This window comes from Longispora albida DSM 44784 (assembly GCF_000379825.1).
Lineage (GTDB): Bacteria > Actinomycetota > Actinomycetes > Mycobacteriales > Micromonosporaceae > Longispora > Longispora albida.
This window is the reverse complement of record NZ_KB903821.1, coordinates 76,666-90,625: the sequence shown is the minus strand read 5'-3', so window position 1 is coordinate 90,625 and position 13,960 is coordinate 76,666. Positions and strand designations below refer to the sequence as shown.

General features: G+C 68.4%; 5 protein-coding genes. All 5 read left to right on the top strand.

Translation table 11 applies throughout. From position 1 onward, the window contains the following. Nucleotides 1–291 precede the first annotated feature (291 nt). The 5 genes from A3G1_RS0112980 (at nt 292) to A3G1_RS0112960 (ending at nt 13,915) form a co-directional block, all read left to right on the top strand. Nucleotides 292–708, top strand: coding sequence for a DUF2690 domain-containing protein (locus A3G1_RS0112980; protein ID WP_018349906.1), 417 nt, complete (start codon nt 292–294; stop codon nt 706–708). A 127-nt stretch (nt 709–835) separates the two neighbouring features. Further along, nucleotides 836–1,312, top strand: a complete 477-nt coding sequence (locus A3G1_RS34685; protein ID WP_211216299.1) for an HIT family protein — start codon at nt 836–838, stop codon at nt 1,310–1,312. 348 nt (nt 1,313–1,660) lie between these two features. After that, nucleotides 1,661–6,766: a LamG-like jellyroll fold domain-containing protein gene (locus A3G1_RS0112970; RefSeq protein ID WP_245563493.1), complete on the top strand. Its 5,106-nt coding sequence runs from the start codon at nt 1,661–1,663 to the stop codon at nt 6,764–6,766. A 70-nt stretch (nt 6,767–6,836) separates the two neighbouring features. Beyond that, complete coding sequence (locus A3G1_RS34680) at nt 6,837–13,547, top strand: polymorphic toxin-type HINT domain-containing protein (RefSeq protein ID WP_018349903.1); 6,711 nt, start codon at nt 6,837–6,839, stop codon at nt 13,545–13,547. Beyond that, on the top strand, nt 13,544–13,915 hold the full coding sequence (locus tag A3G1_RS0112960; protein ID WP_018349902.1) for a hypothetical protein: 372 nt from the start codon (nt 13,544–13,546) through the stop codon (nt 13,913–13,915). The genes A3G1_RS34680 and A3G1_RS0112960 overlap by 4 nt, the downstream gene beginning before the upstream one ends. Nucleotides 13,916–13,960 lie beyond the last annotated feature (45 nt).

Below are 13,960 nucleotides of genomic sequence, written 5' to 3'. Positions count from 1 at the left end.
CCCGCTGAGCGAAAATCTGAGCTGCGCAACGCAAAAGCCCGTGTACAACCAGTACACGGGCTTCCGCGTTGCTTGTCAGATTTCCGCTCAGCGGGCCACCGCGCCTTAGATCAAAAGCAAAAGGTCAAACGCCAGGGACATTCATCTTGTACCTGAGTCTGTGCTGGGCGGGGATGCTTGATCCAGAATCATGGATTCGATGGTCGTCGAATGGCTGGAGGGTGGGGCGTGCGGATGGGCAGTCTCGGTGTGGCGCGATCAGCGCCGACCGCCTCTCCGAGAGGAAACATCGTGCGCAACCTGATCACCAAGGCCGCCCTGACCCTGGCGACCGCAGGGCTGCTGGCCGGCGGGCTGGCCGTGGCCGTACCGACCGCCGCGCTGGCCGCGGACGGCTGCACCCAGGACAGCACCGGCACGCTGGAGACCAAGGACGGTTACGCCGGCCGGATCATCCAGCTCCGGTACAACCCGAACTCCTGGTGTGCCTGGGGCCGGATCAGCAACGGCCGCCAGGGCGACCACATCTGGGTCGACCGCAGCACGGACGGCGGGCGGACCTGGCAGCAGCTCGGCTGGACGACCATCGCGGGCGCCACCAGCACGCAGCGGTACACCGAGGCGTTCTACGACGGCGGCAACTACGTGATGCGGGCCTGCGGCGACGCCGGCTTCAACACGCCGATCACCTGCACCGGCTGGCACTAGCGAGTAGTCCGCAGAGGCCCGGGTTCCGCAGGGAACCCGGGCCTCTGCCGCTGGTGGACGGTCAGGCGCGGTTGCGGGTGCTGGGCACGGGGCAGCAGATTGTTCCCGGGGCCGCTACCGTGCGGGCATGGGGATGGACGGGCTGCCGGAGCAGGAGTGCCTGATCTGTCGCAAGCACCGGGGCGAGGGGCCGCTGGCGGGGCCGGTCGTCTGGGAGGACGAGTATCTGGTGGTCACCCATCGCCCGGTGGGGGAGGACGGCACAGCAGTGCTCGGGTACCTGTTCGTGGAGAGCCGGCGGCACGTGCCCTGCCTGGCCGACCTCACGGACAGCGAGGCGGCAGCGGCCGGCCGTACAGTCCGGCGGGTGGCGCAGGCGTTGCGGGCGGAGCTGGCCACGGACTTCGTGTTCTCCGCGATCGCTGGCATGAGCCAGGCACACTTCCATCAGCACGTGTTCGCCCGCCACGCTGGCACGCCGGCCGAGTACGGATGGATGGCGGGCGATCAGTGGCCCGGTGCGCCCCGTGGCACGACGGCGGCCGTGGCGGATCTGTGCGGCAGGCTGCGGCCCTACCTCGGCAAGGACTCCGCTCAGGACTGAGCCCCTATCCATCCGGGCATTGACCTGCGTCTTTGCATTCCGGGCGGCAAGAGAAAGACAAGAATTCGGCAAGAGGACTGGCTGACACTGCTCCCCATGTCTTCTGCCGCGCGTACGTCTCGTCCGGGAACACTGTTACCGCGCATACTCGCCCTCGTACTAGGGGTTAGCACTGTACCCGCGCTGGCACCGCCGGCCGGCGCGTCGCCGAAACCGCCGTGCGGGGACGGCCTGGCCGGTCACGCCGGGGCCAGCAGCCTGGCGAAGGTGTGCGGGGGCCGGGTGGAGGTGCTGGACAGGCGCTCGGAGACGAGCCAGGTGTTCGCCCTGCCGGACGGCAGTTTCACGATGGAACTGAACGCGCTCCCCGTCCGGGCCAGGCTGGCGAACGGTACGTGGGCCGCTGTGGACACCACGCTGCGCGCGGCGGGCGGCCGGATCGCGCCTGCGGTGAGCGCCGCGGACGTGGTGTTCTCCGGCGGGGGTACCGGCCCGGCGGTCGCGCTGACCGTGCAGGGCAAGCGGGTCGAGCTGACCTGGCCGGGCACGCTGCCCGCGCCAGTCCTGGCCGGCGACACCGCGACGTACCCGGAGGTGATCCCGGGTGTCGACCTCGCACTCCGCGCCACGCCCGACGGTTTCAGCCACGTGTTCGTGGTGAAGTCCCCGCAGGCGGCGGCCAGCCAGAAGCTGTCGGAGCTGCGGCTCGGCCTCAAGGGCGGCCAGGGCGTGACCGTCCGGCAGGGCGCGGACGGCGGCCTGAGCGCGGCCGGCCCGGACGGCAAGGTACTCGCCGTCTCCAGCGGTGCCGCGATGTGGGACTCAGCAGGCAACGCCGAGCTGGCCAAGGCCCGGCCTGCGGCGTCGGCCGGTGCCGCGTCCCCGGCGTCTCCCGGGGAGCGCTCGGCTCGCAGTACCGTGCCGATGCGGCTGGATCAGGGTCAGCTCGTGCTCAGCCCGGACAAGGACTGGCTGAGGGACGCCAAGCGGGCCTTCCCCATCTACGTCGACCCGGTGTGGCACACCCCCGGCGCGACCCAGTGGGCCTACGCGAACAGCAACAACGTCAACAACAGTGACGGCCGCGCCTGGGTTGGACGGGATCCGACCAACAAGAACCTGCTGCGCTCGTACTTCCAGTTCCCGATCGACGCGGTGGCCGGCAGCACCGTCATTTCGGCGACGTTCAACACCACGTTGTCGCATTCCTACTCGTGTGGCGCGACACCGGTTTCGGTCTGGCGGTCGGGTGTCATCACGAGCACGCCGCGCAGCGCCTGGGGTATCCCCATCGGCCCGCACCTGCGGACCGAGTCGGGCAACGCCAACAAGGACGCCTGCTGGAAGGACGACATGGCCATGTCGTTCAACGTCAGCGGCGACGTGCAGACGGCTGTCTCGGCGCGCTGGGTCACCTACACCCTGGCCCTGACCGCCGCCGACGCCGACGGCGGCAACGAGTGGGCGGCCGACCGGTGGAAGAAGTTCCACGCCAACCCGAACCTGTCCATCAACTACAACTACGCGCCGGTGGCCTACGAGCCGTCGACGAACCCGCAGACTCCCTGCCTGACCGGCCCCGGCCGGCCGATGCTGGGCGGCTCCAGCTCCAGCCCGGTGCCCGAGGTGCAGCTGAAGGTCAGGGTGCAGGACAACGCCGACAACTCCTCGGCCACCTTCGAGCTGTCGCACACGAACGGTGCCGTCATCCTTGAGGTGAACGACGGCAGGTACCTGGCGTCGGGCTCCGAGCACCAGTGGACGATCCCCTCCGGCGTCCTGGAGGACGGCAAGACCTACTCCTGGCGGGCCCGGGGCCACGACGGTGCCCAAGCGGGCGCCTTCAGCCCGTGGTGTGAGTTCACGGTGAACTCTTCCGCTCCCAGGCAGCCGAAGGTGACCTCCGCCGAGCTCAAGCTCAGCACGGACCAGGTCATGACCCCGGTGCCGCCCGCGACAGTGAAGGCCGGCACGCCAGCGGCTGTCGTCGTGACGCCGGACAGCAACGACAAGGACATCGCGTACTACAAGTACTCGGTCGGTAACGGTGCCGCGCCCGCCTCGGCGAGCACCCGGGTGCCGGCCGCGCCGGATGGCACCGTGACCCTGCCGGTGGTGCCCGTCGTGGCGTACAACCCGCAGGATCCCCGGCTCAACGTGCTCCGGCTGGAGGCGTACGACAACGCTGGCAACAACTCCTCCTCGCTGTACTACTTCAAGGCCAATGCGGGCAGCCTGACCTCGGTCCCGGGCGACGCGACCGGTGACGGGAAGGCCGATCTGAGCGCTGTTTCCGACATCGGCGGCGGCAAGTCGGCGGTCTGGCAGTTCACACAGGCGGGAAGCTCCACTGTGGCCTCAGCCGTCCTGGAGAACTCCACCGCCACCGCCGGTCACCGGGTCGCGCGTGGCGACTTCGACAGGGACGGCCGGGTGGATGTCGCCCAGGTGGTGGCGAAGACCGGCGGCATCCAGGTGAAGCTGCTCACCTCCGACGGCAACGGCGGGGCAGAGTTCATGGTCTGGGAGAAGGACGGCTGGATCCTGGACAACGTCCGGATGCTGGCCGGCAACATCGACGGAGCCCCCGGTGACGACCTCGCCCTGATGTACAACGGCGGGACGGAGTGGAGCAGCGAGATCCTGGTGGGCGATGGCGCGTCCGGCAGCCCGCACTTCACACCGGCGCCCCACCCGGCCGGTTCCACCGAGCAGACCTTCCCGGAGTACGAGAAGGCGCAGGGCACGGGCGATGTCAACGGCGACGGCAAGGCCGACCTGATCGGCGTCACCGACGCCGGGGGCTGCAACGTGGCCGTGAAGGTCTGGACGTCGGGTCTCTGGATCAACAGGACTCCGGCGGTCAAGTGGACCAGCGCCGGCACCGCCCAGGCCGGTACCTGGTGCTGGGACAAGACCCGGGCGGCGTTCGGTGACTTCAACGCGGACGGGAAGACCGACATCGCGGTCACGTACGAGTACCCGAACTGCCAGACCGGCGTGCGGGTGTCCTACGCGAAGGCGGACGGCACGGGCTTCGGGGACTTCACCGAGCCGTGGAAGTCCCCGGCCCAGAACTGGTGCGGCGCGTCGGCGGCCCAGGCCGGTGACCTCAACGGCGACGGCAAGGCCGACCTCGGTGTGCTGGTGAACGTCTCGGGGGTGGCCGGCAGCTCCGCCGGGTACCACCATCAGCTCTGGACCTTGACCTCGTCTGGCGCGAGCCTCGCGGCTCCGGTGCTGGCCTGGGAGGGCGCGCTCGGCAACCGGCAGACCCCTTCGATCAGCATCGACGAGAACGCCCGGTACCAGCTCGTCGCCTCGCACTCTGGCAAGTGCGTGAGCGTCGCCGGTGGCACCACCAGCACCGTGCAGCTCACCCAGCAGGCGTGCTCGGCGTCGGTGCCGGAGCACACGGTCCGGATCGTCCACGCTGGAGGGTCGACGTACGCGCTGCGGCTGGGGCACGCCGACTCGCAGTGCCTGGACGTCGAGAACGGCAGCTCGGCCAGCGGGACGAGGATCGTGAACAAGGCGTGCGCGCAGACGCCGGCCAATGTCCCGCAGATCTTCACCTTCTCCTACGTCTCCGGCTTCGCGCAGCTGCAGGTCGAGATCAAGGCCATGCACTCGAAGAAGTGCGTGGCGGTCGGTGGCGCGGTGACGACGGACGGCGGGCCGATCACGCAGTGGGACTGCCTCGGCCAGGCCGACACCCGCTACGACATCCACCGGATCCCGGATGCTGTCAACGGCCTCACCGCGAGCTGGCCGATGAACGACGGCAGTGACGCCACGGGCCGCAGCGAGAACCTGACGTTCAACGGCGGGGCCAGCACTGCGGCGGGCGTGCTCAACCTGGACGGCACGGACGACTGGGCCAGCGCTCCCGGCCCAGCGATCGACGCGAACGCGAGCTTCACCGTCGCGGCCTGGGTGAAGCTGAACAGCACCACCAAGTACGCCACTGCCGTCTCACTCGAAGGCAGCCACCGGCCGGCTTTCTACCTCCAGTACAACCTGGCGGCTGGCAAGTGGGTCTTCGGCAGGTCCCGGACCGACACTGTGGGCGGTGAGGTGGACGCGGTGGCAGCCCAGGGCGCACCCCAGCTCGGCACCTGGACACACCTGGCCGGCGTGTACGACAAGACCGCTGGCAAGATCCGGCTGTACGTCAACGGCGTGCTCCAGGGCGAGGCGGCCTTCAGCCAGACCTGGCCCGCCAAGGGCAAGCTCACCGTCGGCCGGATCAAGTTCGACGACGCCCTCGGTGACTACTGGCCGGGCGGCATCGACGGTGCCGAGACGTACAACCGCGCGCTGTCCACGGCGGAGATCCTCGCGCGGAGCACCTCGTTCGACGGCTCGCAGCCGCACCAGCTGGTCCTCTCCAAGCCGGCGAACAGCGATGGGGCGGATCTGTGCGTCACGAGCCCGGCTGGTGACATCGGCCAGCAGCTCCAGCAGCAGCCCTGCGGCACGGCGCTGCTGAACAGCCAGTACAGGCTGGAGCGGATGGGCGCGACCGAGTACCGGATCACCGGCGTGCACGCCCCGGGCTGCTTCGACCTGGCGAACTGGGGTACCGCGGACGGCACGAAGCTCAGCCACTGGGTCTGCAACGGTGCCACCGCGCAGATCTTCACCATCGCGCCGGTGTCCGCGGGGGACGACCCGCTGTACGAGATCCGCCCGTGGGTCACCGGCAAGTGCATGGCCGTCACCAGGAGCAGCACGGCACCCGGGGCCAGCGTCGCCCAGTGGCCCTGCACGGGTACCTGGGAGAGCCGCCTCCACATCCGGCCCGTCGTATCAGCGGCAACGGACCCGGTGGCCACCTGGGACATGAGCGAGGACGGTGCCACGGTGCTGGCGGACGGCACCGGAGGTGCGAACGCCACCATCTCCGGCAGAGTGACGGCAGCCGGCGGCACGGCCACGTTCGACGGGACGACCGGCGTGGCCTCGGCCACCGGCCCGGTGCTGGACACGACGAAGTCGTTCACGGTGTCGGCCTGGGCGTACCTGACCAGCAACGCCGAGTCGGCCGTCGTCGTCGGCCAGGAAGGCAGCAAGCTCAACGCCTTCACGCTCAGCTACTGCAAGGGCTGCAACGCCTGGCAGCTGGAGCGGGCCGGGTCCGATGTGGACGCACCGTCGTGGCAGTACTCCCTCCTCGCGGCTGGAGCCCCGCAGCTCAGCACGTGGACCCACCTCGTCGCGACCTACGACGCCACCACAGGTACCCAGAAGCTCTACCTGAACGGCCAGCTCGCGGCCTCGAACACCTTCACGGCACCGTGGCGGGCACAGGGCCAGCTCACCATCGGCCGGGGCAAGTGGTACGGCGCGCCAGCGGCGTACTTCCCCGGCCAGATCGACGACATCCGGGTCTACCGGGTGGCGCTCGACGCGACAGCCGTCGGCGCTCTCCACACCGGCGGCCGGGCCTGATCTTCCCCTCCCAGGGTGCCCGCCAGTCCCGGCGGGCACCCTGCTTTCCCCCTCCCTCCCCCGAGGAGTCATGTTGTATTCCCATGTCCTGAGCCGGAAACGCCGGCTTCTCACCTTCGGGCTGCCAGCGGTGCTCGCGGCCGGCCTGGCTTCCACCTGGCCGGGCCTGGCGGCGGAAGCCGCACCGGCCCTGCCGAGAGCCACCCAGGCCATCTCCATTCCCGGCAGGAACGCACCCGGCAAGGGGCCGGTGCCCACCGAGGCCCCGTCGAAGCCGGTGACGGTGTCGTGGCCAGCGCCCGGTACCGCGACTGTGGATCTCGATGCCGCAGCCGCGCCCAGGGCGAGCGGCCTGCACACCATCAAGAGCAGGGCCGGCTCGCTGCCGGTCTGGCTGGCCGCACCCCGCACCGGCCAGGGCCAGGGTAAGGGCAAGGTCACTGTCGAGGTCATCGACAGGGAAGCCACGCAGCGGGCCAGGGTCAACGGCCTCCTGCTCCGGCTGAACGGCGGCACGCCCGGCCGGTCGTCCGTCGAGATCGACTACACCGGTTTCAAGGACGCGTTCGGCGGGGGCTTCGGCGGCAGGCTCCAGTTCGTCCAGCTCCCGGAGTGCGCGCTCACCACCCCGGGCGCGCCTGGCTGCCAGGGCACGCCGCTGGCGAGCACCAACAACACCAAGGCCAGCCGGCTCGCTGCTGACGTCACCCTGGGCGAGACCCAGGGCCTGGCAAAGTCTTCAGGTGTACTGCTGGCAGCGGTGGCCAGTTCCTCGTCCCCGGGCGGCGACTACAAGGCGACGCCGTTCCAGGCCTCGGCGACCTGGTCGGCCGGCGGCGCGTCCGGCGACTTCTCGTGGTCGTACCCGCTGCGGATGCCCCCGCACCCGGCCGGCCCGTCCCCGTCGGTGGCCTTCTCGTACTCCGCGCAGTCGGTGGACGGCCGGTCGCACGCCTCCAACAGCCAGCCCTCGGAGATCGGTGAGGGCTTCAGTTTCGAGCCGGGTTCGCTCTCGCGCGGGTACAAGGCGTGCTCGGAGGACGGCCAGAGCAACGTGGCCGACCTGTGCTGGGGAAGCGACAACGCGACCCTGAGCATGGCCGGGCACGGCGGGGAACTGATCCAGATCTCCGCCATCCCCGACGTGTGGCGGCCGAAGAACGACGACGGCTCCAAAGTGGAGCGCCTGACCGGTGCGGCCAACGGTGCCCCGAACGGTGAGCACTGGAAGGTCACCACAGTCGACGGCACCCAGTACTACTTCGGGCTGAACCAGCTTCCCGGCTGGACGGGCGGAGCTGAGGAGACCAGGTCGGTCTTCACCATCCCGGTGTACGGGAACAACCCCGGCGAGCCCTGCCACAACACGGCCGGCTTCGCGTCCTCGTGGTGCCAGCAGCCGTACACGTGGAACCTCGACTACGTCGTGGACCTGCACGGGAACACCATGAGCTACTGGTACGACCAGGAGAAGAACAACTACGCGCGTGCCCACACCGACAACACGGTGTCGGAGTACGTGCGTGGCGGGTACGTGAAAAAGATTGTCTACGGCACCCGCAAGGACAACAACGCCGACAGTTTCTTCGCTGGCACCGCACCGGCGCAGGTCGTCTTCACGATGGCTGGCCGCTGCGAGGCCGGGCAGCCGTGCGACCCGGCGGCGAACCGGGCCAACTTCCTCGACGTGCCCTGGGACCAGCAGTGTGACTCCAGCACGTCCTGCCCGAACGTCTACTCGGGAACGTTCTTCACGCACACCCGCCTGGCGAGCGTCACCACCCAGATCCGGGAGAACGGCTCGTTCCAGGACGTGGAGAAGTGGACGCTGAACCACATCTTCAAGGACCCGGGTGACAGTCACGAGAAGATCCTCTGGCTGAACAGCATCTCGCACTCCGGCCGGGCGAACACCACCACGCCCGACATCAGCTTCACCCCGGTCGCGATGAACAACCGGGTCGACGTGACCTCGTCGGCCAACCCGATCGTGCGGTACCGCGTCGCGGCCATCCACAACGAGTCCGGCGGCAGCCTCACCGTCAACTACACCGCCCCGGACTGCGTCCTCGGCACCAACATGCCCGCGTCACCGGAGAGCAACACCAAACGCTGCTACCCGGCGAGCAACGGCACCAAGCTGGAGTACTTCCACAAGTACCTCGTGTCCTCGGTCAACGTCGTCGACGACGTGGGCGGCGCGCCAAGCGTGCTCACGACGTACACCTACAAGGGTGACCCGGCGTGGCACTACGACGAGGGCGAGTTCACCCCGGAGAACCGCAAGACGTACGGCCAGTGGCGCGGCTACGGCCGGGTCCGCACCGAGAGCGGCACACGGGACGGCACGCAGGCGCAGAGCGACACGATCTACTTCCGGGGCATGCACGGCGACCGCCTGCCCGGCGGCACCACCCGGACGGTGTACCTGGACGCGGAACCGGACTTCGGCACCCCGGCCATCCTCGACCAGCCCTGGCGGGCCGGGGCGACCCGGCAGACCATCACCTACGACGGCGTCGGCGACACCGCGCCCGTCGCGGCCAAGACCCTCGAAGAACCGTGGGAGCACGGCCCGACCGCGACCCGTACCCGCAACGGCGTCACGGTCAACGCCTACGTCACCGGCCAGAAGAGCAGCACCACCAAGCAGGCGCTGAGCGGCGGCCGTGGCTGGCGGACCACCCGGGTCACGAACACGTTCGACACGACCGCGGGCCTTCCGCCCGGCCGGATCATCGCCGTCGACGACGAGGGCGACACCACGACCACGGCGGACGACACCTGCACGCGGACGGCGTACGCCCGCAACGACGGGCTCTGGATCCACGACCGGGTGGTGCAGACGGAGTCGTTCTCGGTGAACTGCCAGACCACCCCGATCCTGAGCCAGCACCTGATCGGCGGCTCGCAGACGCTCTACGACGGCGCGACGTCCTACGGCACCACGGTGTCGAAGGGCGACGTGACCGAGACGAGGGAACTCACCGGCGTCACCACCCAGGCCGTGTACTCGACGAAGGCCACGGCCAAGCACGACGCCCACGGCCGGGTCATCGAGACGGCCGACGTGCGGGGCCGCAAGAACACCACGAAGTACACCCCGCTGACCGGCGGCCCGGTGACAGCCGTGAAGGTGACCAACGCGGCTGGCTGGGCGCTCAACACCACCCTGGACCCGGCGTGGGGCACGGCGCTGACCGCCGTGGACGTGAACAACCGCAGCACGAAGACCACCTACGACGGCCTCGGCCGGCTGACGGCTGTCTGGCTGCCGGACCGCTCACCGGCCCAGATCCCGAGCATGAAGTTCAGCTACAACCTCCAGCGGACCGGCGGCCCGAGCTACAGCCGGACCGAGAAGCTGAACGCGGCAGGCAACGGCTACATCGACAGCTACGCGATCTACGACGGCCTTCTCCGCGCCCGCCAGACCCAGACGGCCGGCGTGGGCGGCGGCCGGATCCTGACCGACACGCACTACGACGGGCGCGGCCAGACCAAGTACAGCAACCAGCCGTACTACAACAACAGCGCGCCCTCCGGCTCCCTGCACATCCCGGCGAGCGCGGTACCCGGCCAGACCGAGGCGGTGTACGACCGGCTCGGCCGCGTGACCGCCTCGATCTTCCGGGCGAACGGCACCGAGAAGTTCCGGACCACCACGGCTCACCACGGTGACCGGGTGGACACGACCCCGCCGGACGGCGGCACGGCCACCTCCGTGTGGACGGACCCCCGGGGCCGGACGACGAAGCTCGGCCAGTACAAGGTGGCCACCCCGACGGGTGCCTACGACGAGACGCTGTACGAGTACGACAACGCCGGGCGGCTCAACAAGATCACTGCGCCGGGCGGGGCCGTCTCGACCATCGGGTACGACATCGAGGGCCGGAAGTACACCTCCACCGACCCCGACGCCGGGACCTCCACGTACACGTACGACGACGTGGACCAGCTCACGTCCACAACGGATGGACGCGGCAAGAAGGTCGCCTTCGAGTACGACACGCTCGGCAGGCAGGTCGCCACGTACGACACGGTGATCGGCGGCACGAAGCTCACCTCGGCCACCTTCGACACCCTGCTCAAGGGGCAGCCGGCCTCGACGACCCGCTGGGTCGGCGGCGCGGCGTACGTCAACGAGGTCACCGGATACGACGCGCTCAACCGGGTCACCTCGGCCAAGCTCGTCATCCCCGCGGCCGAGGGCAACCTGGCGGGGGAGTACGCCTACTCGTCCACCTTCAACGCCGACGGCTCGGTGGCCACGGCCACCCTGCCCGTCACGGGTGACCTGCCGGCGGAGACCCTCACCTACGGCTACAACAACGCAGGCCTCCCGACGACCCTGAACGGGCTGAGCAGCTACGCGCTGTCGACCAGCTACGACGGGCTCGGCCTGATGGGCACGCTGAACACCTCGGCGGGCGGCCGGACCCTCACCCAGATCTGGGAGTACGAGACCGGCACCAACCGGGTGACCCGCCACGCCGCGTACGAGGACGCGACAGCCACGGTCTACCGCAACCTCAACGTCAGCTACAACGCGGCCGGCAACATCACGGCGCTCAAGGACAAGACGAACCAGTACGGCGCCGGTCCCGACGACAACCAGTGCTTCAAGTACGACTACCTCCAGCGCATCAAGGACGCCTGGACTCCTGCCAGCGGCAGCTGCGACACCACCCCGTCGCTCAGCGCGCTCGGCGGCCCGGCCAAGTACTGGACGACCTGGACCTACGCGGCCAACGGCAACCGGCTGACCGAGGTCAGGAAGTCCACCTCGGGCAACGTGACCAGCACCTACGCCTACAACACCGGCCAGCCGCACACCGTGAAGTCCGTGACCCGCTCCGGCGCGGCGACCGGTGTCGACAACTACGGCTACGACACGGCAGGTAACACGACCAGCCGCCCCGGCGCGCCCTCGGCACAGACCCTGACCTGGGACGTCGAGGGCAACCTCGCCGAGCACAAGGACAACGGCAAGACAGCCACCTTCGTCTACGACGCGGGCGGCAACCGCCTGATCCGCCGCGACTCCGCCACAGCCGCGACCCTGTACCTCGGCGGCGCCGAGATCCGGATCGACGGCACGTCGAAGAAGGGCACCCGGTACTACAGCCACGCCGGCCTGACCATCGCCAGCCGGACGGGCGACGGTGTCACCTGGCTCACGGCCGACCACCAGGGCACCAGCCAGCTGTCCATCGGCAACAGCTCCTGGGACGTCAAGAAGCGCTACCAGACCCCCTTCGGTACCGACCGCGGCCCGTCCGTGACCTGGGGCGACGACAAGAGCTTCCTCGGCGGCACCAAGGACCCGAGCGGCCTCGTCCACCTCGGAGCCCGCGAGTACGACGCGGCCACCGGCCGGTTCGTCTCCGCTGACCCCCTGGTCGACTTCAACGACCCGCAGCAGATGAACGGCTACGCCTACGCCAACAACTCACCCATCTCCAAGTCGGACCCCAGTGGTCTCCTGTGGAGGGACGACGACGGCAACTCCTACCACACCCAGACCCACGAGTCCCTCACGGACAACGAGGAAGACACCTACGACGGCAACGACGTCGTCGACGAGCAGAGCTACGACAACGGCCTGACGCTGCGGATCTACAAGGACGGGACGGCCCGCCTCGGCGGCATCGAGTTCGACCCGACCCTGTTCCCCGACGTCTACATGTTCGCCTACCACGCAGACAAGCGGTACGGCGAGTTCATGAAGGGCCACCCGGACGCCCGCCCGCAGGTCGCGGTACTGCTTGGCATGACGCAGGCGTGCAAGGCCGACAACAGGGAAGCCAAGTGCGACGCCGTCGAGTTCGTGATGCGCACCCTGGACAAGCAGTACTTCAAGACCCAGGGCACGGACAACGACTCCGTGATCGAAGGCGCGATCGTCAACGCTGAGTACCGGCTCGGCGGACGCAAGGGCAAGATCAAACCGCCGAAGTTCAATGTGGCCCTGGCCCGGCAGAAGTCCCGGTTCAAGCCGAAGGCGCCAGAAGGCGGCGGAAGCTGCGACAACAGCTTCGAGGGCGACACGCCGGTACTGATGGCCGACGGCACCACCAAGCCGATCGAGTTCGTGGCCGTCGGCGACGAGGTGATGGCCACGAACCCGGAGACGGGCGAAACCGTCGCCAAGGCCGTCGAGTACCTGCACCTCAACGCCGACAAGGCTTTCACGGACCTGACAGTCACGATCGACGGCAAGCCGGCCGAGATCAAGACAACCCAGGAACACCCGTTCTGGGACGTCACGGCTCACGAGTGGATCGTGGCCAGCCAGTTCCCCGTCGGCCACGAACTGCTGACGTACGACGGCCGCAAAGCCTTCCTCGCCGGCTCCACCAACTACACCGGCCTCAAGCCGATGTTCAACCTCACGGTCGCAGACATCCACACGTACTACGTGGTGCTGTCATCGCCGGTCCTGGTGCACAACGACGACTGTGATGATGAGTATCTGTACCGCGGGATCTGGCCTGATCATCCGCAGTATGAAGATGCTAAAGCTGGGAATGCGGTCCCAACGGGCTGGGGGCAGCCAGGCCCCAAGCTCACTCCCGAAGAGCATAATGGCGGTGTGAATGGGCTGAGTGACCTTGTCTCCTGGACGACAAGCCTCAAGCTGGCAAAAGAGAGGGCTAAGGGGGGCGTGGTTCTTCGAATTCCACGTAATGCCTATAAGACGGTGAAGTCGCCCGACTATTTTGGTGAGCAGGAAGTTTTCGTCTACGGGCCGGTCTACGGGGCGAAGAGGTTGCAATGACTAACGTGATGATGCTCCCAGCCAGTGAACTTGTCCGGCTTCTGGAGCGCACTCCGCAATGGGAAAATGAGGAAATCAGGCTGAACTGGCGCGCAGCGCTAAAGCTGGACGAGAAAATCCGGTTCTGGATGACGAGTCGGCAGCAACTCGAGTTGCTGTATCGGGAAAGGCTGCAGCGATCGCTGGAGGAAGGGCAAGTCGAAGTATCGGATTGCCTGGCCGAGGCGCTAGGAAAGTTGGAGAATTCCCGGCAGGAGGAAATCGCCTTCGCGGTTATTGGCGAGAAGGATCGCGGTAGCTTCGTGTGGTTGACGAGCGACATGTCCGACGTTGTCGCGTACTTCCAGCTCGAAGTGAGCGGAAGTTAGAAGCCGGATGGGTACCGCACTCAAGCGGTACCCATCCGGCAGGCC

Bases quoted from the DNA above. Each gene is read 5' to 3' on its own strand.
- A3G1_RS34685 (WP_211216299.1), top strand. From the start codon at position 836: ATGGGGATGGACGGGCTGCCGGAGCAGGAGTGCCTGATCTGTCGCAAG.
- A3G1_RS0112970 (WP_245563493.1), top strand. From the start codon at position 1,661: ATGGAACTGAACGCGCTCCCCGTCCGGGCCAGGCTGGCGAACGGTACG.
- A3G1_RS34680 (WP_018349903.1), top strand. From the start codon at position 6,837: ATGTTGTATTCCCATGTCCTGAGCCGGAAACGCCGGCTTCTCACCTTC.
- A3G1_RS0112960 (WP_018349902.1), top strand. From the start codon at position 13,544: ATGACTAACGTGATGATGCTCCCAGCCAGTGAACTTGTCCGGCTTCTG.